Below are 26,224 nucleotides of genomic sequence, written 5' to 3'. Positions count from 1 at the left end.
TTCGGAACCATGTGGGCGATAGACCATATGATGAGGGTAGCGGTATGTAGAACAAAAAGCGGCTGATCGAGTGGAGGGATACCGGTGTCCATGCCCAACATTCCGGATATCAAGCCGGAAATCATTTTAAGTCGCCATGATGTCGTCCACCTGCTCTTGACGTCGATTGCGCTTGAGGAGATCAGTTTCTCCCATATTCTCAATGCGGAAGCGGAGAAGATTCAGTACATGCTGAAGATGGAGAACCTCTGTTTGGAGGACGCGCTCCGGGTGAACGACAGCGTGTACCGAATGCTCCAAGGCATCGTATCCAACCAAATTCTGCTTCAATTCAAGCTGAATGATGTCCTGAGGCTGGACCATCATCATCATGATTGCGATGAAGAGTAATTCCTTCGGCCTGCAGGATCCTTGTGAGGTGATCCTTTCATGTGGAACCGCCGCCCTCCACAGGGGATGATGGCTTCTTTCATCGGCGAGGATCGCCTGCGCCTTCAGCATGCGGAAGACCGCGAAGGGCTGGGTCCTCTGCTGAATTCGTTGGCTGGCCAGGTACTGGCCTTTTGCGATGGGAGCATTGGCGGTGAGGAAAGCAAAACAGCCGAGGGAGTTTGGAGGTACAACCGAAGCTTGCTGGCTATATTAGACTCTGTTTTGGCGATCAAGGAGATTGGGAGAATGGCGGCCGAGAAGGAGACACCGGAGAGGCCAAAGGGAACAGAAAAGCCCTGCGGCCCTCAAGGAGAGTCCAGGAACGACGGGGTGCGGCTAGCTTGTGCTCTTCTAAGGTTGGTGGATCTCGAGCTGCGAGTGCTTATCCGACCGGTGGAAAAGAATCAAGAGATCGAGCGGCAACTGATGGGGCTCCTTCATCGTACAGGCCGGCTCTATCTTTCGTTCGCCAGGGAAGGGAGCCGGCTAAAGGGCTTGAAGGTGCTTCGAGGAAGGGTAAATCGTCACCCTTTTTTGGTCCCTTCTTATCGGCATGAATTGGAGAAGGCTATCATTCGGCTTAATGCGCTCTCTCTGTGGACCTCAGGAGCAACCAAATGGGGCTCGCCCTTGACAGCGCCGCTCGTGGCCGAGCAAGCCGTCATACGCAAGCCCCGTCGATCGATTAATTCAAGCGAATGATAACGATGGTAGCGCCAGGTGCTTGCAAGCCGACGCCTACCGTCGAAGTGACCTGCAGTTGAATGGTATCGCCGTTTGCAATCGGGATAATCGTCTGTGCCTGAAGGTTCGTGGTGGTGAGCGAGGCCGTGTTGCTTGACGCTACCGCCGAACCGTTTTGGAGAAGGCGGGCGGAGGTTAAGAGCGAAGCGGCCATGTTGATGACATACCGAATGTAGTAGTTCCCCGCGTTTGTAAAGGTGAACGTGTTGTTGCCCGCGTTAATCGTGATGCCAACCGGGATGTTCTGACTGTCAGGGAACGTGACGGTCCCGGATCCGAGGAGAACGGCGATGGTACCGGAGATGTTTTGCGCAAAGGCATAATTGCTCGTAACGCCGACTCCGGTTACCCCTGTTGGGCCTGTCGAGCCGGTTGAGCCGGTAGGCCCGGTGGGTCCGGTGGGGCCGGTAGGCCCAGTAGGTCCTGAGGGTCCGGTGGGGCCTGTTCCACCGGTTGCTCCCGTTGCTCCACGAGCTGCCAGCAGGGTGTAATCCGTTGAAGAATCCGGCAACCCGGTTGGCGGCGCCGTCGTTACGACATAGGTCGAGCCGTTATACGTAACGACCTGGCCGACCGGGTAGCCAGGAGCTAGGGCAATGTTGAAGGTGACTGCACCGTCGAAGCCTGTTCCGGTTGCTCCCGTTGGCCCGGTGGGTCCACTGGCGCCGGTAGCCCCGCTGGCTCCGCTCGGCCCAGTGGGTCCCGTAGATCCGCTCTCAGCCAGAAGCGTATAGCTGGGAGAGCTTCCCGGGAGCCCTGTCGGGGGAACGGAAGTGACCATGTACGTGCTCCCGTTATAGAAGACGACTTGGTTAAGCGGATAGCCTGGAGCGATCAGGGGATCGAAGGTGACAATGCCGCTTAATCCGGCACCCGTTGGCCCGGTAGGCCCTGTCGGTCCCGTCGGCCCCGTAGCCCCGGCAGGTCCGCCGGATGGCCCAGTGGCCCCCGTCGGTCCGGTTGGCCCGACAAGGGTGGGAGCGGAGAAGGCCGTTTCCATTTTCGATTGCAGGAACAATTGGTTTCGCGCCGTTGTATCCATCATGGATCGAATGCTTTGGTTGACTTCCAAAAGCTCGCTGATCGAAGGGGCAGGACCGGTAAATCCCGGAAGTGTACCTAGGACGTATTGAAGCTTTTCACCCTCCGCATTCAAGATATGGCTCATTCCGAGTTCTTCCATGGCGATGGATGACAGGATTAAATTGATGGCATCGTCTCTTGTGATGGAGACAGTAGGCGTTATATTGGGAAGATTGGGCTGAGACAAAGGGATCCCCTCCTAACATTTTGAATCGATCAAAATAAACTATGACAGGAAAGGCAGTTGGGTAATGGGCACCCGACTTGGATTTACGAAAACTGATTCCATGGATGAATGGAGGAGAGGAGAAAAAGAATGAGAATTCTGATCGCGAGTCCTGTCCACCAGAGGCTGGCCGTGCTTCGCTTGTTTCTGAAGTCCCTGAAGGGCTTGGAGCACGGGGAGCATCAAGTCGGATATCGATTCGCGGATAACAACGATTCGGATGAAGCGAGGGAGCTGCTGAGGGAATTCGAGGCCGATATGCCGGAGGTAAGCGTGGTCACTTACCCGACAGTCGTCTACGAGCGTGACGAAGTGACGCATCGATGGAACGATGAGCTGGTGGACAACGTGGCTTCCATGAAGGACGATCTTCTGGACTATGCGCGAACGGAACAAGTCGATGCCCTCTTCCTGGTCGATTCGGATGTGCTCTTGTACCCGGATACCCTTCTGCGCCTGCTCGCCGCGGATCAAGAAATCGTCTCGAACATCTTCTGGACCCGCTGGCAGCCCGAATCTGATCCGCTCCCCCAGGTTTGGCTGATGGATGAGTACTCCTTTGAAGGGAAAAAGCCTCTGAAGCGCAGCCGCTCCGGAAATGAAGGGAATGCCGCAGCCGCTTTCCTGGAAAAGATGCGTACTCCCGGACTCTACGAAGTGGGCGGATTAGGAGCCTGTACATTGATTCGCCGCTCTGCCTTGGAGAAGGGAGTGAGCTTTCGACGGTTACGGAATCTTTCCTTTTGGGGAGAAGATCGGCATTTCTGCGTCCGCGCCGCCGCGCTAGGTATTCCACTCTATGTGGATACCCGGAATCCAGCGTTTCACGTATATCGGGAGTCGGATCTTCCTGCCGCTGAGGCCTTCCTGGACACCTTTCCTCCTAGCAAAAAGCCGTCCATCACCATCAGCTTGTGCATGATCGTCCGAGACGAGGAGGAGGCGCTCGCAAGCTGCTTGGAATCCGTTCATGGGATAGCGGATGAGATCGTCATTGTGGACACCGGCTCGACAGATCGCACGAAGGAAATAGCCCGCCGCTATACCGACCGGATTGTGGACTACACCTGGCATGACGATTTTGCCGCGGCGCGAAATCATGCCTTTGGGCATGCAACGAAGGAGTATGTGCTGTGGCTGGATGCCGATGATCGGATTCTCGAGGAGGACCGCCAAGCTTTTCTTCGGCTGAAGGAAGACCTTGATCCCGGTGTGGACAGCGTGATGATGCCCTATGTGCTCATGAGAGACGCAAAAGGAAACCCCACCTCAAGCTTGAAGCGCAATCGGCTGGTGAAGCGGTCGAAGGGCTTCCGTTGGATCGGCCCGGTGCATGAGTACTTGGAGGTATCTGGGCGCATTGAGCATCGGGAGATCAAGGTGACGCACGGCAAACAGAAGCCGCATACGGATCGGAACCTTCGGATTTATCGCAGTCGGGAGGAGCGGGGAGAAGTCTTTTCCGCGCGAGATCAATTTTATTTTGCGAATGAGTTGAGGGATCATGGGCTGCTTGAAGAAGCAATCGGCTATTACGAGCAGTTTCTAGCCGGCGGCTGCGGATGGGTGGAGGATGTCATCGCGAGCTGCCATCGGATGGCCGATTGCTATAAGCGACTGGGCAAGCGAGACGAGCGGCTCCGTTCCCTTTTTCGAGCGATGAAACACGATCGTCCCCGTGCGGAGACTTGTTGCGGGTTGGGGGAAGTCTTTTTCGAGGAAGGGAAGCTGGAGCAGGCGATCTATTGGTACGAACTGGCAACCATCCTTCCGAAGCCGGCAGACGTGGGAGGCCTATTGGATCATGCAGCCTGGAGCTGGCTCCCTTATCTTCAGCTGTGCCTTTGCTACGACAAGCTGGGTGACTATCAGAAGGCCGACGAGATGAACGAAGCGGCGCTCGCACGCTCTCCCGAGCATCCAAGCATGCTGTTCAATCGGACGTATTTCGACAAGAGGCTTGGCCGCTGCGAAACCCCGCTGAATTCCTGATCATTCCGCATATCGTTGGAACAAATCGCGGAGAGTGCTAGGGCGTAGTCATAATACCAAGCGCTTGGCAATTTGCCCGCTGCAACCAAAATCGAAAAAACGCATGTCTACAACCAAAGCCCACCAGCTCCGGCCGGTGGACTTATTTTTTTGCATAAACGAATTCGCCACCTGCTCGCCACTTTACTCAAAAAAATAAAAGCCCGGGATTATGAAAAATCCGCGAGCTTTAACTGATATTCGGTGCCCGCCGGGTGAGCGGACACCTTCATGGGAGAGGAGAAACCGGACGAAGCCTTATGGGGAAGTAAGTCTTCTCCGCGGTTGTCTGTCGGCATCTGGGATGCCGATACCCCTAGGATGGACAAGGGGTGGGAAAATTATACACATCGCTCATAAAGAGTTTTGGAGTCCTTCGGTGGAATATGATACGATAGCGTGGAATGAGACTTGGGGGGAACAGATAACGTGAGAGTGATCGCCGGAACGGCAAAAGGAAGAAGCCTGAAGGCAGTGCCCGGCATGGGAACGAGGCCCACGACCGACAAAGTGAAGGAAGCGATCTTCAGCATGATCGGCCCTTATTTCGACGGCGGAGAGGCGCTTGACCTGTTCGCAGGGACAGGCGGACTTGGGATCGAGGCGCTCAGCCGCGGGATGGACCAAGCCGTCTTTATCGACCAGGATCGGACAAGCCTGGATGTGGTCCGTCACAACCTGGAGACCGTCCGCTTTCTGGAACAAGCGGAGGTGTACCGCAATGACGCGGAGCGGGCGCTCAAGGTACTGGCCAAGCGGGACCGCCGGTTTCGCCTGGTGTTCCTGGATCCGCCCTACCGGATGAAGGTCGTTGGCGAGCTGATGCTGGCCATGCATGAGCTGAACCTTCTGGAGGATGGCGCGACGATTGTGGCCGAATATGAATCAGGGCATCATTATGACGAAGCATACGGTCCTTTTTATGAGTTCCGCAAGGCCATCTACGGGGAAACAGCGGTATCCCTGTATCGATACGAACAGCCGGGGGAACCGGCGGCTAGAGATGGAGTGGAGGAGTCCCATGAAACGAATTAAGCATGAGCCTTCGGTGGCGGTTTGCCCCGGGAGCTTTGATCCGGTAACGTATGGACATCTGGACATCATCACCCGGGCTTCCGAGGTGTTTGACAAGGTCATTGTCGCGGTGCTCAACAATATGAGCAAACAGCCCCTGTTCAGCGTGCAGGAGCGCATGGCACTATTGCAGGATGTGACCCGCGACATCAAGAACGTCGAGATCGATCATTTCGACGACCTCTTGGTCAACTACATGATGGAGAAGAAGGCCCATGTGATCGTGAAGGGCCTGCGTGCGGTTTCGGACTTCGAGTACGAGCTGCAGATGGCTTCGGTCAATCGCAAGCTGAACGAGCAGATCGAGACCTTCTTCATGATGTCCAGCAACCAATACTCCTACCTCAGCTCCAGCGTGGTCAAGCAGGTGGCTCGCTTTGGCGGTCCCGTGGGCGATCTCGTTCCCGAGACAGTGGAAGAGGCGCTGCGTCGCAAATATGTTGAGATTGGGCGCGGCTGATTAAGGCTGTGAGGGATTCCTCCGCGTAAGCAGAGCGAGCAGGCAGAGCAGCCCGATTCCCGTGCCGGCAACGGCGAGGGAGAGGCGAAGCGAGGATATGGCATGCCCCCATAGAGACATCTGGGAGACGGCTATGTTGGGAGCCCCTTCCGCTGCGAAGGCGGGCAAGAACGATAGAGCCTCGCCGGCTCCAAGCCAAGCAGACAAGGGCTTTCCCAACAGAACCGTTAAGGCTGCGGCAAGAAGGACCTGAAGCAGGCGATGGGACAGAAAGGTGCTGTACCAGGGAGAGGACAGGCCGGCAACGGCTTTCAATTGAAGATGCTGGGAGATGCCGCCCCAAGCCAGTGCGGCTCCTATGATCGCCAGCTGCAACAGGGACGGCTCCAGCCGGACAGCCGCTGCATACGAGCCAAGGTGCGGTTCAAGCAGAGCGGGCAGCGCGAGAAACAAGCTTCCCCCACTGCCTGTAGAGAGTAAGAGGCTCCCCAATCGGGCGACGACGGAGAACAGGATCAGCACTCCGCTCAACACAAACAAGGTCTGGATCGAGGAAGTGACCGCGTCTCCTAGCAGTTGGCCAAACCGCCGGCTGTCCTCTTGCCGTGCTTGTTGGAGGGCGCCATGAAAGCGAGCTGTTGCGGCGAGCGGCGGCTCATCTTCTTGACGGCTGCGCCGGGTAACCACTCCTGTGATCCACGCCGTGAGGAAGAGAGAAACATAATGGATTAAAGCAAGGAAGAAGCCCATTCTCGCCTGCTGAAGCATTCCTGCCCCCACTACAGTCACGATCAGCGCCGGGTTGGCCATGTGACTCATCGCAAGCAGACGAGCGGAAGGCGGGACTATTGCCGTGCCCTCCGCCCCTTGTAGATGCTTCCGAACGGCCTGCGCTCCGTAGGGAAAGCCGCCGAGGAAGCCGGCGACAACCGCCGGTCCGCCGCCTGAAGGGAGGCGAAACCAGCGCCGAAGTGCGGGCTCGACAAGTGCGCCGAGCGCGCGAATCAAGCCCATCCCGGCGATGATCTCGACAAACACGAGATAAGGGAGCAGCCCGGGCAGAAGAACGGTCCACCAGAGCCTTAACCCGCCTAGTGAAGCCTGAAGGGCATGATCGGGATAAGTGAGAATAAGAATAACGAGCAGCAGGGAAGACGCACCGAGCAAAGCGGTGGCGAGGCGGCTTCCTGCAAAACGGCTGGGACGCGTCATGGGGACACCTCGATTTCATCGGTATGGGTTCCGTACAGCGGGTTCCGCATTCCTGTATAACTGTACGTGCCGGGTTGTCCGAATAGACCGGATAGCTCATCAACCCTGATCGTGTGGTTTCAACGGGTTGGCAGGAGAGGACCGGAGAACAAGGAGGCAGCGCCATGGATCAAGATCAACCCGATATGAAAAAGAAGGAAGTACCCGTACAAGGCATTCCTCCAAAAAAGAGGCCTCGATGGATCAAGTATGCCGCTTCCACTCTGATCGGCCTGATCGCGGCTTATTTTCTCGTGCTGTATCCGCTCCCCTATTACATCTATCAGCCGGGATCGGCGGAAGACATCGCCCCAATGATTACCACGGCACCGGGACACCCCTCCGATTCAGGGGTCTTCATGCTGACGACGGTCGGGGTTATGGACGCCAACGTGGTCACTTACTTATGGGGAAAGGCAACCCATCAGGAGATCCGGCCCAAGCAAAAGGTGTTGGGCAACCAAACCGAGGAGGAATACAACCAAAGCCAGGTCTACAGCATGTCTTCTTCCCAATCCAATGCGATCCTGGCTGCTTATCACCACCTGGGGATCGACTTCGAGTATCGCGTAGACAGCATCCTCGTGCTGCATCTTATTCCGGGAATGCCCGCAGCCAGCGTGCTCGCCGTAGGCGATCAGCTGCTTAAGGTAGACGGCACCCCGCTTACGAAGCCGGATCAGCTCGTCAACTACTTAAGCGGGAAAAAGGTAGGCGATCAAGTGAAGCTGACGCTTCGCCGCGGAGGCAAGGAGATGGATGCGGAAGTGCCGCTCGCCTATCTCCCGGCTGAAGCAGGAGCGACCGGCGGCGAGGAGACGAGACGAGTCGGCATGGGCATCACGCAGGCCGTGATGCTGACCGTGCTGTCGAAGGACGAGCAAGAACGGATCACGATCAAGGCGGGAGACATCGGCGGTCCGTCAGCCGGACTGATGTTCACCCTCGAGATCATCAACCGCCTGCTTCCCGAAGACATCGCCAAAGGCCATCGCATTGCAGGCACTGGCACCATTGAGGAGAGCGGCAAGGTAGGGCCGATCGGCGGCATTCAACACAAGGTGGTGGCGGCGGATCGAGAGGGAGCGGAGATTTTCTTCGCCCCGAAGGATGAGAATGGTTACACCAACTATTCGGAGGCTTTGAAGCAAGCGGAGAAGATCGGCACGAAGATGAAGATTGTTCCCGTGTCCACCTTGGAGGATGCGATTGCTTATTTGAAACAGTTGCCTGATAAAGCATCCGAATAACAAGATCGAACGAAGCAAAGAACAACTTAGCAAAACAGAACAAACCGAACAAAAGCCTCCGGCATTCTCTCTGGGTCCGATTCGGGGTCGGGTGAGGGAAACCGGAGGCCTTATTTGGAAAAGGGACTTCTCGTGGAAAGAACGCAAAACGCGTTGTCCTCTACCCCTCCTGTTGTTCCGCTTGCAGGGGGGCCTGGTAGTAATCGCGGAAGAGCTCGCGCTCGTCTGCTGGCGAGAAGGCAGCCGCATACGCCGCCGAGGCGCGCAAGTCCAGGGAGAGCAGAGACGAAGCTCCTCTCGCCACCTTGGTGACGACCGGTACCTTCGCAGTCTGTTTCATTCGTTTCAAGAGCTCGCGCCCGGTTGAAGAAAATCCGAGGATGCGAAGGTAGGGCACGCCTTGCTCCAACACCTCGCGGGAAAGCTCGTCCTTCCGCCGCATGAGCAGGATGGAGAGCAGGGCGCGCTGGAGCCGGGGACGCGTGTAGCGCCGTGTCTTGGTCGCGTCCAGGAGCTGTTCCACAAAGCGGCCCTGCTGCAACGGCAGGACGGGTAGAGCCTGGCGAATCCGATGCTCCAGGCCTTCTCCCATCTCTGCCAGGTCGGCGTATGCCGAGTCAGGCAGGGTAAGCAGGAGATGCAGAAGCGGAGCGGAGAAGCTCTCCCAATGGAGCGGACCGCGGCCTGCCTGCCACTCGCGCTGCAGAATGCTGACGGTTGCGGGAGGGAGGTAGGGCGCGGCCGCCGCAATCCCCGAGGGAGTCGGATCGCGGAGCAGCAGCTGCCGCACGGCGGTTGCGCTGGCGATGCCGGGCGCGGCATCCGCGCCTCCCGCCTCCCGCTCGTGGTAGCCCGCGCCGAGCCGCGGAATCGTGAGCGGCTCGATGCCGCTCCCAAGCCGCTCCAGCGCGAGGCAATACTGCAGCCCCAGCACATTGTTGGGCTGCGACAGCTTGCCCTCGTCGGGCGATGGGACGAGCGAGGCGGCGGCCGAGGCATACGCCGCCGGATAGCTCGCTCCCGCCCGAAGGCGTTCCTGGAGCCGCGCTTTGAGCTCCGGCGGCTCCACGCGAAGGAGATCGGCCAGCTCGCGGAACCAGCCGATCTGCCCGCTCTCGCTGCCAAAGACCAGCGCATCCGCGACCCCGGTCGCCTCAAGCGCCGAGACGGCGCCGTAGGCGAACCATTCCGCGGGCTGCACCGCAAAGGCCGTGGGCAGCTCGATGACGAGATCGGCCCCCATCGCGAGGGCCATCTCGGTTCTCGCCCACTTGCTGCAGAGGGCGGGCTCGCCTCTTTGCAGGAACGGCCCGCTCATCACGGCGATAACCGCGTCGGCGTTCGCTGCCTTTTTCGCCTCGCGGCAATGATGAACGTGCCCGTTGTGGAGCGGATTGTATTCGACGATCATTCCGACGGTTCTCATGCGCACTTGTCCTCCGTCTGTTCCGGTAATCGCGGATCGTATGAATCCGGCTTCTCTCAGCCATTATACCGGAGAGGGACTGCCAGGAGGAAGGGCTGGACCAAGGATGTCCAGTTGACAGGGAGACCAGGAGCTTTTCAGCGAAGGGAAAGGTACCTTTTTTTAGCCTGTCAGTGAGAAGATGTTGACAAGGAAGCCTAGCAATAGCTATAATTATTTTTGTTTGTTTGGAGTGATGGCGATGCAGATTAACGTAAAAGAACTGACGATGAAGGACAAGCGAATTCAGCTGAATGAGAAGCTGGACCTGTCCGAACTTCTTAGCGGCCGGCAAGACCTCGAAAGCTTCGGGGAGCTTACGGCTGACCTTACCGCATCCGGTGAGGACAACACCGCTGTCGTCGAAGGAACCCTTCGGTTGCCGGTGACCATGGTATGCTCGCGCTGCCTCGGTCCGGCTCGGGAGACCCTCGTCATTCCGTTCCATGAACGGTTTACGAAGGAAGCCGTTCCTCCGGAAACAGAGGAAGAAGAGGAAAACCTTCACTCCGTTCAGGAAGATGTCGTCGAGCTTGCTCCTTATGTGGAAGAAGCCGTATGGATGTCGCTTCCGTACGTTCCGCTCTGCAAGGACGACTGCAAGGGGCTGTGCCCCGTCTGCGGGACGAATCGCAACGAGCGTGACTGCGGCTGTTCGACCGACCGGATCGACCCCCGCTTCGCCGGGCTGGCCGATCTGTTGAACAAAGACGAAGGAGACCTGTAAAGGTCTTTGAACTAAGGCAAGGAGGTGGGAAACAATGGCAGTACCTCAAAGGAGAACGTCCAAGACGCGCCGTGACAAACGCCGCACTCACTTTAAGCTGGCTGTGCCGGGTATGGTGAAATGCGAGCAATGCGGCGAACTGAAGCTGGCTCACCGCGTTTGCAAAGTATGCGGTTCCTACAAAGGCAGAGAGATCATCAAGCAATAATATTGCGGAAGTAGTACTTCATCTTCGGTGGGGTGCTATTTTTTTTGGCGGGGTGAACGCAAGACGGCATCCTGCCTGAAAAAGGGCGGGAAACCGCCCTTTTTCGCGTTTTTGAAGGAAATCGGATAAGGCTTGCAAAGCTTTTGCTTTCTTTTTGGCCGTGTTTTTTATATACTACGTCTTAGTACCAGGTAATAAAATGGAGAACGGAGGTGGTCCCCGATGGAACGGCTGCCGAAACGAGAACGGTTGAAGCAGTTAACCGTGTATCTCCAGGAGAACCCCTTCGTGACCGACGAGGAAGTCGCCCGCCATTTTCGCGTCAGCATCCAGACGGTCCGGCTGGACCGAATGGAGCTCGGCATACCCGAGCTGCGCGAGCGGTTGAAGGCGATGGCGGAACGCTCGCTCGACGAGGTCCGCTCCTTGCCCCTGGACGAAGTGATCGGCGACGTGATCGATCTCCAACTGGACAAGAGCGGCATCTCGCTGCTTGAGGTTAGAGAGGAACATGTTTTTTCCCGGACGGGAATTGCCCGCGGCCATCATATTTTCGCACAAGCCAACTCGCTCGCCGTTGCGGTCATTGACGATGAAATCGCCTTGACGGCCTCGGCCGATATCCGCTACCTCCGGTCGGTTCGGCTCGGGGAGAAGTGTGTCGCCAAGGCGGTCGTGCAGCGGCAATCCCGCGGCAACGCCAAGGTGGAGGTTCTCACGACGGTTGGCTCCGAGCTTGTGTTTGAAGGACAATTTCTAATACATCATTCCAAGACTCATGAGAAACGGAGCTGATAACCATGAGAATCGCCATCGATGCCATGGGTGGAGACAATGCGCCATGGGCGATTACGGAAGGGGTTCTCCTGGCTGCGAAGGAATGGCCGGACGCCGAGCTCATCCTGGTCGGTGACGAAACCAAGCTTCAGCCCATTACGGTGAATTGCCCGACGAACGTCAAGCTGCATCATGCCTCTGAAATCATCCTGTCGGATGATGAACCCGTGAAGGCCGTTCGCCGCAAGAAGGATTCCTCCATGGTGGTAGCCGCTCGCCTCGTTCGTGAGGGGGAGGCGGATGCCATGATCTCGGCTGGCAATACCGGGGCGCTCATGACGGCAGGCTTGCTCGTCGTCGGGCGCATTCCGGGCATTGAGCGGCCGGCGCTGGCCCCCATGATTCCAACGCTCGACGGAAGCGGCACGCTTGCCCTTGACCTCGGGGCCAACATGGACGCCACACCGGAGCAGTTGCTCCAGTATGCGATCATGGGAAGCATCTATCGGGCTAAGGTGGATGGCATTCCGCGTCCCCGGGTAGGCTTGCTCAATGTGGGCACGGAGGACAGCAAGGGCAACGAGCTGACCAAAGCCGCGTTTCGGTTGATGAAGGAAGCGCCGATTCATTTTGTCGGCAACATCGAAGCCCGCAATGTTTTGCACGGAGAATGCGACGTACTGGTGTGCGATGGATTCGCCGGCAACATTCTGCTGAAGTCGGTGGAAGGGACAGCGAGCGCCATCTTCAAGGTGTTGAAGGAAGAGTTTAAGCGCAACCTGTTCACCAAGGCAGCTGCGGTGGCACTAGCGCCCGGACTGAAGAACTTCAAGAAGCGCCTTGATTATTCCGAAACCGGCGGCGCGCCGATGCTGGGGCTGAATGGACTGGTGTTGAAGGCACATGGCTCCTCGGATGCCAATGCGATGATGAACGCGGTTAGACAAGCTCGAATCGCCATTGAAGGGAAGCTGGTCCCGTCCATTACGGCGGAGATCGGTGTAAGCGAAACGAAGGAGAGATAAGCAATGAATCTGATACCGGTTGGGGTTCTGGGGACGGGCAGACACGTTCCCGAACGCATCTTGACGAATCAAGACCTGGAGAAGATGGTCGATACGAACGACGAATGGATCCGAACCCGTACCGGCATGCGGGAGCGGCGCATCGCTCGCCCGGATGAAGCGGCATCTGACCTGTCGGTGCCTGCCGCTCAAGAGGCGTTAAAGCGCGCCGGCATTACCGCAGCGGATCTCGACCTGATCATCGTCGCGACCGTAACGCCGGACATGGCTTTTCCGTCCACCGCGTGCATTCTGCAGGAGAAGCTGGGAGCCAAGAAAGCAGCTGCTTACGATCTCTCTGCAGCCTGTACCGGGTTTATCTACGGGCTTGCGAATGCTTCGAACTTCATTGCACTCGGCACCTATAAATATGCACTGATCGTCGGCGTGGAGGTTCTTTCCAAGATTACCGACTACACCGACCGCAACACCTGCGTGCTCTTCGGAGACGGAGCAGGTGCGGTCGTACTCGGCGCCGTCCCGGAAGGGCACGGTTTCCAGTCCTTCGAGCTTGGCGCAGACGGCGCGGGCGGCGAACTGCTGAAGCTGGAGGGCGGAGGCTCGCGTAACCCGTCTTCTCCTGCCAGCATCGAGCAAAAGCTGCATTACCTGTACATGGCAGGAGCCGAGGTGTTCAAATTCGCGGTCCGCGTCATGGGCAGTGCAGCGGAGGAAGCACTCCGAAAAGCCGGCCTAACCAAGGAAGATATCGATCTCTTGGTCCCCCACCAGGCGAACATCCGGATCATTCAATCCGCGCTCCATCGACTGCATGTCCCCGAGGAAAAGTGCATGATCAACCTGGATCGGTACGGCAACGTGGGGGCCGCCTCGATTCCGATGGCACTTGCGGAAGCGGCGGAGACCGGCCGGGTCAAGGAAGGCGACCGGATCGTCATGGTCGGCTTCGGAGCTGGACTCACCTGGGGAGCCAGCGTACTCGTCTGGTAAGGAGCTGCGAGGAAATGAGTACTCGCTTTTGTTGACATAAGCTCCGCGACTCTGGGGATTTTGTCAACAAAGTAGGGGTACTTCTTTCGTCTCAGTCTCCAATCGGATTGGATCGACAGATTGGAGGAGTCATGCATGGGTAAACTGGCATTTGTTTTTCCGGGACAAGGCGCGCAGGCTGTTGGGATGGGCCGCGACGCCTGGGAAGCCTCCGAGGAAGCTCGCAAGCTGTTTGAGCGTGCAGACGCGGTCCTCGGGTATTCGCTCTCGGACCTGATCTTTCTAGGACCCGAGGAAGAGTTGAAGCAGACTTATCACACGCAGCCAGCCCTTGTGACGGTGAGCAGCGCCTATCTGGCGGCACTCACAGCAAAAGGGGTGCGCCCTGACTTTGTCGCCGGCCACAGCCTCGGGGAATACAGTGCACTGGTCGCAGCAGGCGTGCTAAACTTTGAGGATGCCGTGAAGACCGTGCGGCGCCGCGGAGAACTCATGGAGGCAGCGGTTCCGTCCGGTCAAGGCGCCATGGCAGCTGTACTCGGTGCGGAACGCGAGCCGCTTGCAGCGTTGTGCCGTGAGCTGTCCGAAGCTGGAAGCGGTGTTGAGCTGGCGAATGTGAACTGCCCCGGGCAGATTGTCATCTCCGGCACCAGGGAAGGCGTTCAGGCGGTGCAGGAGCGCGGCAAGGAAATCGGGGCGAAACGCGTGCTTCCACTTGAAGTGAGCGGGCCGTTCCATTCCTCGCTCATGATGCCTGCGGCCGAACAGCTGGCTGGTGTACTCGCCGAGCTTGCGCTGCAAGAGCCGTCCGTTCCGGTCGTGGCGAATGTAACGGCCGAGCCGGTAAGCGAACCGGAGAAGCTTCGGTCTCTCCTGGTGGAGCAAGTGTATTCGCCGGTTCTCTGGGAGGACAGCATTCGAAAGCTGATTTCCCTTGGCGTCGATACGTTCGTCGAGATCGGTTCCGGCGCCGTCCTGTCCGGTCTCATCAAGAAGATCGACAAGACCGTCACCGTCATAACGGTAAATAGCTGGGCCGCTGTAGAGAGCTACCCGGTTTAAGGGCGGCAGGGGTACCGCATGGCGCCGTTGCATGCGATTGAATGACAAGGATTGAAGGAGGGTTCCTATGCTTACGGAAAAAGTGGCTTTGGTCACCGGAGCTTCGCGCGGCATTGGTCGCGCGATCGCCGTCACGCTTGCAGAAGCCGGAGCAGACGTCGTCGTCAACTACTCGGGCAGCGAGGAAGCCGCGAAGAAAACGGCTTCTCTCGTCGAGGGCTTCGGCCGCAAGGCGCTCCTGGTTCGTGCGGACGTCTCGGATCCTTCTCAGGTAGAAGAGATGGTGAAGCAGACGATTGACGCTTTCGGGCGCGTGGACATCCTCGTCAACAATGCGGGCATCACCCGGGACAACCTGTTGATGCGTATGAAGGAAGAAGAGTTTGACGCGGTGATTTCAACAAATCTGAAAGGCGTCTTCAATTGCATGAAGGCTGTCTCCCGGCCGATGATGAAGCAGAAGATCGGCCGGATTATCAACATCTCCTCGGTTGTCGCTACGCTTGGCAACGCGGGACAAGCCAACTACGTGGCCGCCAAGGCAGGCGTGGAGGGATTGACGCGTTCCGCGGCGCGTGAGCTGGCAAGCCGCAACATCACCGTGAATGCGGTAGCGCCCGGTTTTATCGTCACCGATATGACCGACAAGCTCGGAACCGAAACCAAGGAGCAGCTGCTTTCGCAGATTCCGCTTGCCAAGCTGGGCCAGCCGGAGGATGTAGCCAAGGCAGTCCGCTTCCTTGCCTCAGACGATGCGGCTTATGTGACGGGGCAAACCCTTCACATCGACGGAGGCATGTCCATGTAAGCTCTCCTCCCTTGCAGAAGGAAGAGGAAAAAGCCCGCAACTGCGCGGTTTGTAAGCGATTTTGGTCCCGAAGCGGACCCTATGGTAATTTGTCGGCAAGTTTCGTATAATACCATGGAGGAGGTGAACCGGATGTCCGACGTTCTTGAACGCGTGAAGCGCATCGTGATCGACCGCCTCGGGGTGGAAGAGTCTGAAGTGACCCTGGAAGCGTCTTTTAAAGATGACTTGGGAGCTGATTCCCTCGATGTAGTGGAATTGGTCATGGAATTGGAAGACGAGTTCGATATGGAGATTTCCGATGAGGATGCTGAGAAGATTACGACGGTGGGAGAAGTTGTGAATTACATACAATCTCATACGTAATAGATCTCTCTCTAGAGTCCCGTTGCATCTTGACGGGACTTCTTCTCCATGTTAGAGCCTTTGAGCCGCGCAGGGCGGACAGTAACGCCAATACGCCATATTGAGGTGAGCCTATGTCTAGACGTGTTGTGGTTACCGGAATGGGGGTCGTCACCGCTCTCGGGCATGACCTTGAGACCTTTTGGTCCAATCTCTTAGCAGGTAAATCCGGTGTTTCGTTGATTGAGAGCTTCGACGTAAGCGATTATTCGACGAAGATCGCCGCTTCCATAAAAGATTTCAACCCGGAAGACTATTTTGAACGCCGCGATGTGAAGCGGATGGACCGGTTCGTGCAATTTGCCGGTGCCGCAAGCAAGCTGGCTTTGCAGGATGCCGGAATCGTCATCGGAGAGAATGCGGACGCCGAAATGACGGGGGTTTACATCGGCTCCGGGATCGGCGGTCTCGCCACTTGGGAAGAACAGCATACGATTTTGATGGAAAAGGGACCGAAGCGCATCAGCCCGTTCTTCATCCCGATGATGATCGCGAACATGGGCTCTGGCCAGGTTTCGATCATGACGGGGGCGAAGGGGCCGAACAGCACCGCGGTCACCGCATGCGCCACCGGCACGAACGCCATCGGCGATTCGCTCAAGCTGATTCAGCGCGGTGAAGCCGAGGTTATGATCTGCGGAGGTGCAGAAGCCACGATTACCCCGATGGGGGTTGGCGGTTTCTGCGCGCTGCGCGCGGTGTCTACGCGCAACGACGAGCCGGAGCGTGCAAGCCGTCCGTTTGATAAGGATCGCGACGGATTCGTCATGGGCGAAGGCGCAGGGATTCTCATCCTTGAGGAGCTGGAGCATGCGAAGGCGAGAGGGGCCCGCATCTATGCCGAAGTCGTCGGCTACGGGATGTCGAGCGATGCGCATCACATGACCGATCCCTCGCCGGGCGGCGAGGGGGCTGCCCGTTGCATGAAGCGTGCCCTCAAGGACGCGGGGATTGAGCCGGCGGATGTCGGGTACATCAACGCGCACGGCACGTCGACCGGAGCGGGCGACATTGCAGAGACACAAGGGATTAAATCCGCCTTCGGCAGCGATGTGCCTCCGGTAAGCTCCACAAAGTCCATGACCGGGCATATGCTCGGCGCGGCTGGCGGGGTAGAGGCGGTCATCTGTGCGCTTGCGGTGCAGGACGGCAAACTGCCGCCGACCATCAACCTGGAGAACCCGGACCCCGAGTGCGATCTTGACTACATCCCGAACGTTTACCGCGAAGCGGACATTCGCTACGCGCTGTCCAATTCGTTCGGCTTTGGCGGCCATAACGCCACCATTATCATGAAAAAATACGAGGCCTAAACCATGAACCGTGATTTGAAGCAGCTTCAGGAACAGCTTGGCATCTTCTTTGAGAATACAGCCATCCTTCGGCAAGCCTTTACCCACTCGTCGTTTGTGAACGAGAACCGGGCGGCCGGTGCCAAGGACAACGAACGGTTGGAATTTCTCGGGGATGCCGTCCTCGAGTTGACGGTATCCGAATACTTGTATGAGGCGTATCCGAACCGCTCGGAGGGTGAACTGACCAAGCTGCGGGCATCCATCGTCTGCGAGCCGTCTCTGGTCGTTTTCGCCGAAAACCTCGGCTTCGGCCAATACGTGCTGCTCGGCAAGGGTGAAGAGCTGACCGGGGGAAGGACGAGGCCTGCGCTGCTTGCCGATGTGTTCGAATCCTTTATCGGAGCGCTCTACCTGGATCAAGGGTTGGAGGCGGTCAAACGGTTTCTCGGAAGCTGCCTCTACCCCAAGATCGCAACAGACGGCAAGCCGCAAATCATCGATTACAAAACCCGGCTTCAGGAGCATGTGCAGCAGCATGGGATGGGTTCGCTGGAATACCGCATCGCGGGGGAACGCGGGCCGGCCCATGAGAAGGAATTTTTGTCCGAGGTGCACATGGAAGGCGATCTTCTCGGCACCGGCTCCGGCCGTTCCAAGAAGGAAGCCGAGCAACAGGCGGCCCGGGAAGCGCTCAGCAAGCTGAACGTCGGGCTGGAATAAGGTCGGCTGGATCCGAACGAAGAACCGCCATGAAAAGGAGGGACAAGTCCTTCCGGTTCATGGCGGTTTTTTGATTTAAGGGCAACGGGTTCGTTAGGAGTGCTGCTCCTAGTGGAGGGTGTTATTCGTCTCCATCCGCTCTGCTTTGCGGAAGAGGATGAAGCCGACCGCAAACATAACGACGATAACCGCCACTCCCGTGCGGGAACTTCCGCTTAGCTGACTGGAGAGGCCCATGACCGCCGTCCCGAGGAAGGCGGCGCCTTTGCCGAAGATGTCAAAGAAACCGAAGTATTCGCTCGATTTTTCCTTTGGGATCAGCTTGGCGAAGTACGAACGCGAGAGGGCTTGAATGGCCCCCTGGAAGACCGCGACGCAGACGGCAAGGAGCCAAAACTCCCATGCCTGATCCAACTGAAGGGCGAACAGGCTTATGGCCAAATAGCCAAGGATGCACAGGAGGATGAGGTTGCCTGCCTTCATTCGACCCGCGAGACGGCCAAACAGCAGGGCGAACGGAAAGGCAACCACCTGCGTCAAGAGAAGGGCGAGCAGCATGGCGTTGTCGGTAATGCCGACATCCTTGCCGTAGACGGTGGCCATCTCGATGATGGTATAAACCCCGTCGATGTAGAAGAAAAAGGCAAGCAGGAACCAAAAAATCTTCGGGTTCCGCTTCATTTCCCGTCCGGCATCGGCGATCCGTCGGAAGGTATGAGCGATGGGCCGGTTGGGAACGTCGACATAGCAGATTTGCCGGTACCCGCGCAGAAGCGGAATGGAGAAGGCGAGCCACCAGACCGCGGTAACTCCGAAGGCCGTCATGGTGGCAGCTGTCGTGGTGGTACCGAGCTTTTCTGCGTTAAGAATAAAACCCAAGCTTAGCAGAAAGGGCACACAGCTGCCGAGGTAACCCCAGGCGTAGCCCTGTGACGAGACATGATCCATTCGTTCGTCCGTGGTAATGTCGTTCAGCATGGAATCGTAGAAGATGAGGCTGCCGGAGAAACCGATTCGAGCAATCGTGAAAATGATCAGGAACGTCAGCCACCCTACCGGCAGCGCCATGGCAGCGCATCCGATCCCGCCGAGTAGAAGAAAGCTTAAGAACAGCGGTTTCTTGTATCCGTTGGTGTCTGCGAGCGTTCCGAGGATGGGGCCGAGAACCGCTACGACAAGCGTAGAGATCGACAAAGTATAGCCCCAGTAGGCAGTGGAATCGGACAGCGACAGCTCTGCGTCTCCTGCGAGGCTCTTGAAATAGAGGGGGATGATCGTTGAGACGAGCAGGATGAAGGCGGAATTGCCCACGTCATACAAGGTCCAGCTTATTTCCCTGGCATTCATTTTGGTCACAGTGCTCTCTCCTTTTGGAAGACTTGGCGGTTGCAAGCCTCCTATTTCGGTTTGCATCCAGTGTAGCGAAACCGGCTTTGGGCCATGTTCGGGGGAGATGTAGTCTTTGTAAATCCGGGCAGCGTGAAGTCTCTGTGAAAGAAGAGAGGGACCGCGTACAATTTGTCCACTGCCTGCCCCTTCTCTTCGCAGACTGCCTATGGGCCGCGGAATGTTTTAGTAGGTGGGCATTCCTCGGATATGGTACAATATACGTTGTATTTCCACACCCTGAGGTGAGAGCATGTTTTTGAAACGACTGGAGCTCGCGGGCTTCAAATCCTTTGCCGACCGGACGGAGTTAGAGTTCGTCCCCGGCATCACAGCGGTCGTCGGACCGAATGGCAGTGGCAAGAGCAACATCTCCGACAGCATCCGCTGGGTGCTCGGTGAACAGAGTGCAAGATCCCTGCGGGGCGGCAAAATGGAAGATATCATTTTCGCGGGAAGCGACGCGCGCAAACCGGTCAATTACGGGGAAGTTTCGCTCACGCTGGACAATACCGACGAAACGCTTCCTCTCGGCTTCAGCGAGGTAACTGTTACCCGACGGGTTCACCGCAGCGGAGACAGCGAGTACTTAATCAACAAGCAGCCTTGCCGGCTGAAGGACATCACCGAGCTGTTCATGGACACCGGGATCGGCAAGGAGGCCTATTCGATTATCGGCCAAGGCCGGATCGAGGAGATCCTAAGCACGAAGTCCGAGGATCGAAGAGGGATCTTCGAAGAAGCATCGGGCATCGTCAAGTATAAATCCCGCAAGAAAGAAGCGGAGAAGCGGCTTTCCGAGACGGAGCAGAATCTGCTTCGGATTCATGACCTTGTGACCGAGCTGGAGGATCAAGTGGAGCCCCTTCGGGACCAGGCGGAGAAGGCGGTTCGCTTTAAAGAGTTTAAGCAAGAGCTGAAGACGAATGAGATCTCGTTGTACATCTACCAGATTGAGCAGCTTCATCGACAATGGACTGAAACAGCGGGGAAGCTCGCTACCTTAAAAAGCAGACAGCTTGAGCTGTCTGCTGAGGTCGGCAAGCATGACGCGCAGCTGGAGAAGCATCGCTGGGAAACTCGCCGGCTGGATGAAGAGCTGGAGCGCCTGCATGGCCTCCTGCTCTCGGTGAGCGAGGAGACGGAGAAGTGCGAAGGCCAGGGCGAGGTGCTCAAGGAGAGGCGCAAAAATCTTGCGGCGAACCGTGAGCAGATGCTCGCCTCGCTTGCTACGAGGGACAAGCGTCTTGCGGAGCAAAAGCAGGAGATGGCCGAGCAGGAGGAGCAGATCCGCGAGATCAGCGCGGTCTTGAAGGACCTGCAGGCCACCGTGCAGACGGAGGAAGCGAGCCTGATCGGCGTCGCCGGCGGCCTCGGCTCCGACAAGGAGGAGGCCCTCAAGGGCGAGCTGCTCACCGTGCTGAACGAGCTTGCGCAGGCGCGCAACGAGATCCGCTATGCGGAGCAGCAGACAGAAGGCTTGAAGCGCCGCAAGGAGCGCCTTGGCGACGACACGGCCCGCTGGGAGGAAGAGCGCGAGCTGCTCGTGAAGCGCCGCGCCGAGCTGACCGAGCGCCGCGACCGAGCTGCCGTCAATGTCGAGCGGATGCGCGCTGAATACGAGACGCTTACGGCGAATATGCGCAACCGCCAGACACTGGAGGCGGAAGCGGCCTCTGCCGAGCGCAAGTGGGAGCAGCGGCTGGATGCGCTCGTCTCCCGGCGGGATACGATGCGCGAGCTGCTGAACGATTACGACGGCTTCCAGCACGGCGTCAAGGAAGTGCTGCGCGCCAAGGATCGCCCAGGCGGACTGAGCGGCATCCACGGTGCCGTGGCGGAGCTCGTCAAGGTTCCGCAGGATGTGGAGCTGGCGGTCGAAACGGCGCTTGGGGCGGCGCTGCAAAACATTGTCGTCGAGAGCGAAGCGGATGGCCGGGCGGCCATTGCCTTCCTGAAGCAGCGCCAATTCGGGCGTGCGACCTTCCTGCCGCTCGACGTCATTCGCGGCCGCTGGGTCGGGGATGCCGAGCTGCGCGGCGTGAAGGATCACCCCGGCTTCATCGGGGTCGCCGCAGACCTCGTGGAATACGAGGAGCTGTACAAGCAGGTCGTTTACTCCCTGCTTGGGACGGTCATCATCGCACGCTCGCTGGAGGATGCGAACCGGATCGCCGCGCGCTGTCAATACCGGTACCGGGTCGTCACCCTGGAAGGGGATGTCGTTAACCCGGGCGGTTCCATGACCGGCGGCAGCCAGCATAAGAAAGCAGCCAGCCTGCTTGGCCGTCAGCGCCAGATCGACGAGCTGGAGGACGAGATTCGCTCGACCCGCCGTCAGCTAACCGACCTGCAGGCGAAGAGCCGCAAGCTCAAGGAAGACCTGGCGACGGCCGGAACCCGGATCGAGGAGCTCCGCCGCGAGGGCGAGCAGAAGCGAATCGAGCTGGAGCAGGCGACGGCTGAGCTGAATCCGCTGGAGAAGGAAGCGCGGAACGCCGAGGACAGCCTCTCCGTGCAGCTGCAGGAGAAAGAAGAGGTTGAGCGCGAGCTGACCTCGCTCTCCCAACGGCGCGGAGCCGCTATCCTGGCGGTAGAAGAGTATTTGGAGCGTGAGCAAGAGCTTCGTAAGTTAATCGAAGCGGCTGAGAAGTCGCGCAAGGCGAACGAATCGGCGAAGGAAGAGATGCAGACGCAGCTCACCGACCTGAAGATTCGCGCCGCTTCACTTGCGCAGGAGAAACAATCGCTGCAGGATCAGCTTCGCCGCATGCAGGCGGCTTACAGCGCGGAGGAGAACGAGCGAGAGGTTGGACGCCGCGCGCTCATTCAGCTCGAGCAGGAGATAGCGCTGGCTGAGCAAGAGACGCTGCTTCAGACCGAGCAGCTCAACAGCATGCGGATCAAGAAGCAGGATTATACGCAGGAGACTGAGTTCAAGCGATCCGAAAGAGCCCGCTGGACGGCGGAGCTGGAGGAGAAGGAGAACGAAACCCGCGAGCAGCGGAACAGCTTGAAGCAGGTGGAGGAAGACTTGCACCGTTCCGAGGTGCAGGCAAACCGACTCGATGTCGAGCTCGACAACCTGCTGAAGAAGCTGTCGGAGGATTATGAACTGAGCTACGAGCTGGCGAAGGAGCGTTATCCGGTTCCGGAAGACATCACCGCCACCCAGCTTGCCGTGAAGGAGCTTCGCCGCTCGATTGCGGCGCTCGGGGAAGTCAACCTCGGTGCAATCGATGAATATGCCCGCGTGAGCGAGCGCTTTGAATTCCTGAGCGGTCAAAAAGCCGACCTCATGGAAGCGAAGGCGACGCTCTATCAGGTCATTCGCGAAATGGACGAGGAGATGTCGAAGCGATTCCATACGACCTTCGAGGCGATTCGCCGGGAGTTCGTCGTCGTCTTCGCCAAGCTGTTCGGCGGCGGGCGAGCCGATCTTATCTTGTCCGACCCGGATCACGCGCTCGACACCGGCATTGAGATCGTCGCGCAGCCCCCAGGGAAGAAGCTGCAGAACCTGCAGTTGCTCTCGGGCGGCGAGCGGGCGCTCACGGCCATTGCGTTGCTGTTCGCGATCCTCTGCATCAAGCCGGTCCCCTTTTGCGTACTGGACGAGGTGGAAGCGGCTCTCGACGAAGCCAACGTTAACCGGTTTGCTGAATACTTGCGCGAATTCTCCGATACGACGCAGTTCATCGTCGTCACCCACCGCAAAGGAACGATGGAGGGGGCGGACGTCCTGTATGGGGTAACCATGCAGGAAGGCGGCGTATCGAAGCTCGTCTCGGTGCGGCTGGAGGAAGAAGAGGCCACCGTTTCGGCATCTTGAGGCAGAATATAGGTTCGAAGGATCAAAAGGTCAAAAGGTTGAAGAAACGAAGGAGTTTATGCGAAAGACAAGGAATCCGTTCGGAAGAGGATACAAGGAGGATGAAGCATGAGCTTCTTCAAAAAGCTTAAAGACAGCATCGCCAGCAAGACCGAGGCGGTGACCACCATATTCAAGGAAGGCCTGACCAAGACGCGCGATCTGTTCGTGGAGCAGTTCGAGGACCTCTTGTTCCGGCACAAAAAGATCGACGAGGAGTTCTATGAGGAGCTCGAGGAGATTCTGATCCGGGCGGACGTTGGCGTGAACACGGTCATGAAGCTGATCGACGAGCTGCGCTCCGAGGTGAAGAAGCGCAAGATCGAAGAGGCGGCCGAGCTGAGGCCCATTCTCTCCGAGAAGCTCGTCGCCCTTCTCCGAAGCGAAGCGGACACTTCGCTCCACATGGCCTCCAGCGGCATCACGGTCATCCTCTTCGTGGGTGTGAACGGAGTCGGCAAAACGACCAGTATCGGCAAGCTGGCCCACCGTTTCAAGAAGGACGGCAAGAAGGTAATGCTCGCAGCTGGAGATACCTTCCGCGCTGGGGCCATCGAGCAGTTGGAGGTGTGGGGGCAGCGCGTAGGCGTTGATGTCATCCGCCAGCAGGCCGGATCGGACCCAGCTGCCGTCATGTTCGACGCCATTCAGGCGGCGAAAACCCGCGGCGTGGATGTGCTCCTGTGCGATACGGCAGGCCGCTTGCAGAACAAGGTCAACCTCATGGAAGAGTTGAACAAAATCTATCGCGTCATCAAGCGCGAGATTCCCGACGCCCCTCACGAAGTGCTGCTGGTTCTGGATGCGACGACCGGACAGAATGCGCTCAGCCAGGCGAAGCTGTTTGGCGAGAAAACCGGAGTGACCGGCCTCATCCTCACCAAGCTGGACGGCACAGCCAAGGGTGGCATCGTCATCGCCATCCGGCAGGAGCTGGACATTCCCGTGAAGTTTGTTGGCTTAGGGGAGAAGATGGACGACATGCAGGAGTTCGATTCCGAGCAATTCGTCCATGCCCTCTTCGCCGGAATGATTCAGGAATCAGAAGGCGAGAAGGACGAGGCATAGCTCGTCAAGAACGGAAGTGTCTGTAATTACCGGCCATGTGGATAATCGATGGTCGGTTGAATGTAAGGTTTGCTAAAGGCTCAAACGATTCCTTTCGTTTGAGCCTTTTCTTCAAATAAAGGAGAATCGTAAGTAGGAGGAGTCAGGATGCTTCGAGCGGAAATGCCAAGCGGTGAGGTGATTGACAACCCGAGTGAGGACCTATTGAGACAGCAACTGATCGAGGCGCTTCCCGCCCTTTGCCAACAAGGAACGAGAACGGCAGTCCTCGATTATGAGGACGAGGAGAAGGGGGCGCGGTCGCTTCTGCTTTTTTTGAATCAGGAGCATGGAATCTACTTGAAGTACCTCCTCCTTACCAACCATAGAGTCACCGAGGAATGGCTGTCCTTAAGCAATCGGTCCGCTCTAGAGGAATGGGTCGATCTATCGGATGAGTGGTACGCGTCGGTCGGCCTCTTTTTACCCGTAGAGGCAGCATGGGAAGCGATCTGCGAGTTCCGGAAGTCCGGTGAGCGTTCCATTCAGGTCGAATGGGTCCATGCAGAAGACATGCCGGAGGACAGCAATTGGTAACGGGGGAAGAATGCATGAAAAAAGGACCTCATCCTCCACGGTAGGTGGGAGGAGAGGTCCGTATTCATTTTGCGGATCAGGCGAGTTACTCTGCGACGATACCCGTGTCCGGATGGGCGGCGGCGTAGTCGACAGCCTTTTGCAGCAGGTCGGTGGCCTCCTGCTGGGTAATGAACTCCTTAGGAAGGAACTCGCCGTCCTTGTTCAAGCTGATGATGCCCTTGTTCAAGGCGCGTTGAATGGCTCCTTGGTATTCGGGGGTGATGTCGTTTTCGTCCGCGATGGGAGCAGGAACGAGCTTGATCAGCGGATAATGACGGGATTTCTCCAACGCTTGCTGCAGGTAGAAGGTGAACTCCTCTCGGGTGAGCGCCTTGGACGGATCAAAGGTTTTCGGCAGCTCCACTCCATGGCCGTGGGCAACCACTAGAGCGTCTGCATAAAACGCGTCATTCGAAACGTTCGGGAAGAGCTCGTTGGGCGTCGGAACGACATTGAAGTCGATCGCGGCAAAGCTCATCTCCAACCCTTTCACGATCCGGTAGATGGCCGAACCGCCGGTGAGCTGGGCTTCCGCTTCAAAGGGATCCTTTGCTAGCTCCTCTTCCAGGGACTTGCGGGTTTCGACATACGTCATCGCATTGTAGGCGTATTGAGCGGCTTCCGCACGGGTCAATACGGCCTTCGGATTGAAGTTGCCGGCCGAGTCCAGCTCGCTGATCTTCATGATCAGGGACCGTTGAATGGCTCCTTGGTACGACGTGGTAAGCGAATCACCATCGGTGATGTTGATGTAAATTTTGATGAGCGGGTATTGACCGGTCGCTTCGATCGCTTGCTGCAGATAGAAGACGTACTCTTCCTTTGTTATCGGTCGGTTGGGATCGATGTTTTCGGGAAGGCCGAACGCCTTGTAGCCTGCAATCGAGAAGGAGTAGGCGTACCACGCTTGGTTGGAAACCTTCGGGAAGGTGGCGTTCGGTCCAGCCAGCTTGACGGTTTCAAGGCCTAGCCTATCTCGAAGCGAATTGACGATCAGGGTGATGCCTTCCGCTACCGTAAGGGTTTCCTTCGGAGCAAAAATACCGTCTTTCACGCCTTGCACGATTCCACGTTCCCGGAGGGTCTCGATCTGGGTTGCTTGGGGAACGCCCTTCAAATCTTGAAAGCCGTTGGCCGCGAAGGCTTGACCTGCGAGCGTACCGGCAAGGATGGCCGCCAGGGATACGGCGGCGGTTGTTTTTTTCATGTTCATGAAAAGCTCACCTCATCTGAGTTGGATTGGAGAAA

24 protein-coding genes are annotated in these 26,224 nt (G+C 57.7%); 19 read left to right on the top strand and 5 right to left on the bottom strand.

Translation table 11 applies throughout. From position 1 onward, the window contains the following. The first annotated feature begins 90 nt into the window (after nucleotides 1–90). Nucleotides 91–390, top strand: a complete 300-nt coding sequence (locus AAFN83_RS06915; protein ID WP_347768267.1) for an alpha-helical endospore appendage domain-containing protein — start codon at nucleotides 91–93, stop codon at nucleotides 388–390. Between the two features lie 39 nt (nucleotides 391–429). After that, on the top strand, nucleotides 430–1,134 hold the full coding sequence (locus AAFN83_RS06910; protein WP_347768112.1) for a hypothetical protein: 705 nt from the start codon (nucleotides 430–432) through the stop codon (nucleotides 1,132–1,134). Here AAFN83_RS06910 and AAFN83_RS06905 read toward each other — a convergent pair. Further along, complete coding sequence (locus AAFN83_RS06905; protein ID WP_347768110.1) at nucleotides 1,118–2,446, bottom strand: alpha-helical endospore appendage domain-containing protein; 1,329 nt, start codon at nucleotides 2,444–2,446, stop codon at nucleotides 1,118–1,120. The two genes, AAFN83_RS06910 and AAFN83_RS06905, sit on opposite strands and share 17 nt — an antisense overlap. 129 nt (nucleotides 2,447–2,575) lie before the next feature. Here AAFN83_RS06905 and AAFN83_RS06900 point away from each other — a divergent pair, with 129 nt between their 5' ends. The 3 genes from AAFN83_RS06900 to coaD all read left to right on the top strand — a co-directional run bounded on the left by AAFN83_RS06900 (nucleotide 2,576) and on the right by coaD (nucleotide 6,050). Continuing rightward, nucleotides 2,576–4,477, top strand: a complete 1,902-nt coding sequence (locus AAFN83_RS06900; RefSeq protein ID WP_347768109.1) for a glycosyltransferase — start codon at nucleotides 2,576–2,578, stop codon at nucleotides 4,475–4,477. Nucleotides 4,478–4,945: 468 nt separating this feature from the next. Further along, the gene (rsmD, locus tag AAFN83_RS06895; RefSeq protein ID WP_347768108.1) at nucleotides 4,946–5,551 is read left to right on the top strand and encodes a 16S rRNA (guanine(966)-N(2))-methyltransferase RsmD; all 606 of its coding nucleotides are present in this window, start codon (nucleotides 4,946–4,948) and stop codon (nucleotides 5,549–5,551) included. Further along, nucleotides 5,538–6,050, top strand: coding sequence for a pantetheine-phosphate adenylyltransferase (coaD, locus tag AAFN83_RS06890; RefSeq protein ID WP_347768106.1), 513 nt, complete (start codon nucleotides 5,538–5,540; stop codon nucleotides 6,048–6,050). Before rsmD ends, coaD begins: the two co-directional genes overlap by 14 nt. Here the strand turns inward: coaD and AAFN83_RS06885 are convergent, their stop codons facing one another. Then, nucleotides 6,051–7,262 (bottom strand): sporulation protein, encoded by a 1,212-nt coding sequence (locus AAFN83_RS06885; RefSeq protein ID WP_347768105.1) that lies wholly within the window; start codon nucleotides 7,260–7,262, stop codon nucleotides 6,051–6,053. It lies immediately after the preceding gene. 164 nt (nucleotides 7,263–7,426) lie between these two features. Between AAFN83_RS06885 and AAFN83_RS06880 the strand changes: the two genes are divergently transcribed. Next, complete coding sequence (locus AAFN83_RS06880) at nucleotides 7,427–8,551, top strand: SepM family pheromone-processing serine protease (protein WP_347768103.1); 1,125 nt, start codon at nucleotides 7,427–7,429, stop codon at nucleotides 8,549–8,551. 160 nt (nucleotides 8,552–8,711) lie between these two features. Here AAFN83_RS06880 and AAFN83_RS06875 read toward each other — a convergent pair whose 3' ends face one another. Then, nucleotides 8,712–9,977 carry a nucleotidyltransferase gene (locus tag AAFN83_RS06875; RefSeq protein ID WP_347768102.1) on the bottom strand — a complete coding sequence of 422 codons (1,266 nt, stop codon included), beginning with the start codon at nucleotides 9,975–9,977 and terminating at the stop codon, nucleotides 8,712–8,714. Between the two features lie 241 nt (nucleotides 9,978–10,218). Here AAFN83_RS06875 and AAFN83_RS06870 point away from each other — a divergent pair, with 241 nt between their 5' ends. The 10 genes from AAFN83_RS06870 (at nucleotide 10,219) to rnc (ending at nucleotide 18,033) form a co-directional block, all read left to right on the top strand. Then, nucleotides 10,219–10,743 carry a YceD family protein gene (locus tag AAFN83_RS06870; protein WP_347768101.1) on the top strand — a complete coding sequence of 175 codons (525 nt, stop codon included), beginning with the start codon at nucleotides 10,219–10,221 and terminating at the stop codon, nucleotides 10,741–10,743. 34 nt (nucleotides 10,744–10,777) lie between these two features. Continuing rightward, nucleotides 10,778–10,951 (top strand): 50S ribosomal protein L32, encoded by a 174-nt coding sequence (rpmF, locus tag AAFN83_RS06865; RefSeq protein ID WP_058303876.1) that lies wholly within the window; start codon nucleotides 10,778–10,780, stop codon nucleotides 10,949–10,951. Nucleotides 10,952–11,173: 222 nt separating this feature from the next. Beyond that, nucleotides 11,174–11,746, top strand: a complete 573-nt coding sequence (gene fapR, locus AAFN83_RS06860; RefSeq protein ID WP_347768099.1) for a transcription factor FapR — start codon at nucleotides 11,174–11,176, stop codon at nucleotides 11,744–11,746. Between the two features lie 5 nt (nucleotides 11,747–11,751). After that, nucleotides 11,752–12,753 (top strand): phosphate acyltransferase PlsX, encoded by a 1,002-nt coding sequence (gene plsX, locus AAFN83_RS06855; protein WP_347768097.1) that lies wholly within the window; start codon nucleotides 11,752–11,754, stop codon nucleotides 12,751–12,753. Nucleotides 12,754–12,756: 3 nt separating this feature from the next. After that, a complete protein-coding gene (locus AAFN83_RS06850; RefSeq protein ID WP_347768096.1) occupies nucleotides 12,757–13,743 on the top strand; it encodes a beta-ketoacyl-ACP synthase III in 987 nt (328 codons plus the stop codon). A 135-nt stretch (nucleotides 13,744–13,878) separates the two neighbouring features. Continuing rightward, a complete protein-coding gene (gene fabD / locus AAFN83_RS06845) occupies nucleotides 13,879–14,805 on the top strand; it encodes an ACP S-malonyltransferase (RefSeq protein WP_347768095.1) in 927 nt (308 codons plus the stop codon). Between the two features lie 67 nt (nucleotides 14,806–14,872). Then, nucleotides 14,873–15,613 (top strand): 3-oxoacyl-[acyl-carrier-protein] reductase, encoded by a 741-nt coding sequence (gene fabG, locus AAFN83_RS06840; protein WP_347768093.1) that lies wholly within the window; start codon nucleotides 14,873–14,875, stop codon nucleotides 15,611–15,613. A gap of 132 nt (nucleotides 15,614–15,745) precedes the next feature. Then, on the top strand, nucleotides 15,746–15,979 hold the full coding sequence (gene acpP / locus AAFN83_RS06835) for an acyl carrier protein (protein ID WP_347768092.1): 234 nt from the start codon (nucleotides 15,746–15,748) through the stop codon (nucleotides 15,977–15,979). Nucleotides 15,980–16,092: 113 nt separating this feature from the next. After that, complete coding sequence (gene fabF / locus AAFN83_RS06830) at nucleotides 16,093–17,331, top strand: beta-ketoacyl-ACP synthase II (RefSeq protein ID WP_347768091.1); 1,239 nt, start codon at nucleotides 16,093–16,095, stop codon at nucleotides 17,329–17,331. Nucleotides 17,332–17,334: 3 nt separating this feature from the next. Then, complete coding sequence (gene rnc / locus AAFN83_RS06825; RefSeq protein ID WP_347768089.1) at nucleotides 17,335–18,033, top strand: ribonuclease III; 699 nt, start codon at nucleotides 17,335–17,337, stop codon at nucleotides 18,031–18,033. A 108-nt stretch (nucleotides 18,034–18,141) separates the two neighbouring features. Here the strand turns inward: rnc and AAFN83_RS06820 are convergent, their stop codons facing one another. Continuing rightward, complete coding sequence (locus AAFN83_RS06820) at nucleotides 18,142–19,380, bottom strand: MFS transporter (RefSeq protein ID WP_347768266.1); 1,239 nt, start codon at nucleotides 19,378–19,380, stop codon at nucleotides 18,142–18,144. Between the two features lie 292 nt (nucleotides 19,381–19,672). Here AAFN83_RS06820 and smc point away from each other — a divergent pair, with 292 nt between their 5' ends. From smc to AAFN83_RS06805, 3 genes are all read left to right on the top strand, one after another. Beyond that, nucleotides 19,673–23,251 (top strand): chromosome segregation protein SMC, encoded by a 3,579-nt coding sequence (gene smc / locus AAFN83_RS06815; RefSeq protein ID WP_347768087.1) that lies wholly within the window; start codon nucleotides 19,673–19,675, stop codon nucleotides 23,249–23,251. 108 nt (nucleotides 23,252–23,359) lie between these two features. Beyond that, nucleotides 23,360–24,358, top strand: coding sequence for a signal recognition particle-docking protein FtsY (gene ftsY, locus AAFN83_RS06810; protein WP_347768086.1), 999 nt, complete (start codon nucleotides 23,360–23,362; stop codon nucleotides 24,356–24,358). 147 nt (nucleotides 24,359–24,505) lie between these two features. Beyond that, nucleotides 24,506–24,934, top strand: a complete 429-nt coding sequence (locus AAFN83_RS06805) for a hypothetical protein (protein ID WP_347768084.1) — start codon at nucleotides 24,506–24,508, stop codon at nucleotides 24,932–24,934. A gap of 85 nt (nucleotides 24,935–25,019) precedes the next feature. On the opposite strand, the gene AAFN83_RS06800 is transcribed toward AAFN83_RS06805, so the two are convergent. After that, nucleotides 25,020–26,189, bottom strand: coding sequence for an S-layer homology domain-containing protein (locus AAFN83_RS06800; RefSeq protein WP_347768082.1), 1,170 nt, complete (start codon nucleotides 26,187–26,189; stop codon nucleotides 25,020–25,022). Nucleotides 26,190–26,224: the final 35 nt, after the last annotated feature.

Origin of the sequence: Gorillibacterium sp. CAU 1737, from assembly GCF_039888655.1 — a bacterium.
Classification (GTDB): domain Bacteria; phylum Bacillota; class Bacilli; order Paenibacillales; family NBRC-103111; genus Gorillibacterium.
Note: the sequence above shows the minus strand (reverse complement) of the source record. Positions and strands in the feature narration are given on the sequence as shown.

What these genes read in the sequence shown, in the direction of transcription:
- AAFN83_RS06915 (WP_347768267.1), top strand. Translation starts at nt 91, where the DNA reads ATGCCCAACATTCCGGATATCAAGCCGGAAATCATTTTAAGTCGCCAT.
- AAFN83_RS06910 (WP_347768112.1), top strand. Translation starts at nt 430, where the DNA reads ATGTGGAACCGCCGCCCTCCACAGGGGATGATGGCTTCTTTCATCGGC.
- AAFN83_RS06900 (WP_347768109.1), top strand. Translation starts at nt 2,576, where the DNA reads ATGAGAATTCTGATCGCGAGTCCTGTCCACCAGAGGCTGGCCGTGCTT.
- coaD (WP_347768106.1), top strand. Translation starts at nt 5,538, where the DNA reads ATGAAACGAATTAAGCATGAGCCTTCGGTGGCGGTTTGCCCCGGGAGC.
- AAFN83_RS06885 (WP_347768105.1), bottom strand. Translation starts at nt 7,262, where the DNA reads ATGACGCGTCCCAGCCGTTTTGCAGGAAGCCGCCTCGCCACCGCTTTG.
- AAFN83_RS06880 (WP_347768103.1), top strand. Translation starts at nt 7,427, where the DNA reads ATGGATCAAGATCAACCCGATATGAAAAAGAAGGAAGTACCCGTACAA.
- AAFN83_RS06875 (WP_347768102.1), bottom strand. Translation starts at nt 9,977, where the DNA reads ATGAGAACCGTCGGAATGATCGTCGAATACAATCCGCTCCACAACGGG.
- AAFN83_RS06870 (WP_347768101.1), top strand. Translation starts at nt 10,219, where the DNA reads ATGCAGATTAACGTAAAAGAACTGACGATGAAGGACAAGCGAATTCAG.
- rpmF (WP_058303876.1), top strand. Translation starts at nt 10,778, where the DNA reads ATGGCAGTACCTCAAAGGAGAACGTCCAAGACGCGCCGTGACAAACGC.
- fapR (WP_347768099.1), top strand. Translation starts at nt 11,174, where the DNA reads ATGGAACGGCTGCCGAAACGAGAACGGTTGAAGCAGTTAACCGTGTAT.
- plsX (WP_347768097.1), top strand. Translation starts at nt 11,752, where the DNA reads ATGAGAATCGCCATCGATGCCATGGGTGGAGACAATGCGCCATGGGCG.
- AAFN83_RS06850 (WP_347768096.1), top strand. Translation starts at nt 12,757, where the DNA reads ATGAATCTGATACCGGTTGGGGTTCTGGGGACGGGCAGACACGTTCCC.
- fabD (WP_347768095.1), top strand. Translation starts at nt 13,879, where the DNA reads ATGGGTAAACTGGCATTTGTTTTTCCGGGACAAGGCGCGCAGGCTGTT.
- fabG (WP_347768093.1), top strand. Translation starts at nt 14,873, where the DNA reads ATGCTTACGGAAAAAGTGGCTTTGGTCACCGGAGCTTCGCGCGGCATT.
- acpP (WP_347768092.1), top strand. Translation starts at nt 15,746, where the DNA reads ATGTCCGACGTTCTTGAACGCGTGAAGCGCATCGTGATCGACCGCCTC.
- fabF (WP_347768091.1), top strand. Translation starts at nt 16,093, where the DNA reads ATGTCTAGACGTGTTGTGGTTACCGGAATGGGGGTCGTCACCGCTCTC.
- rnc (WP_347768089.1), top strand. Translation starts at nt 17,335, where the DNA reads ATGAACCGTGATTTGAAGCAGCTTCAGGAACAGCTTGGCATCTTCTTT.
- AAFN83_RS06820 (WP_347768266.1), bottom strand. Translation starts at nt 19,380, where the DNA reads ATGAATGCCAGGGAAATAAGCTGGACCTTGTATGACGTGGGCAATTCC.
- smc (WP_347768087.1), top strand. Translation starts at nt 19,673, where the DNA reads ATGTTTTTGAAACGACTGGAGCTCGCGGGCTTCAAATCCTTTGCCGAC.
- ftsY (WP_347768086.1), top strand. Translation starts at nt 23,360, where the DNA reads ATGAGCTTCTTCAAAAAGCTTAAAGACAGCATCGCCAGCAAGACCGAG.
- AAFN83_RS06805 (WP_347768084.1), top strand. Translation starts at nt 24,506, where the DNA reads ATGCTTCGAGCGGAAATGCCAAGCGGTGAGGTGATTGACAACCCGAGT.
- AAFN83_RS06800 (WP_347768082.1), bottom strand. Translation starts at nt 26,189, where the DNA reads ATGAACATGAAAAAAACAACCGCCGCCGTATCCCTGGCGGCCATCCTT.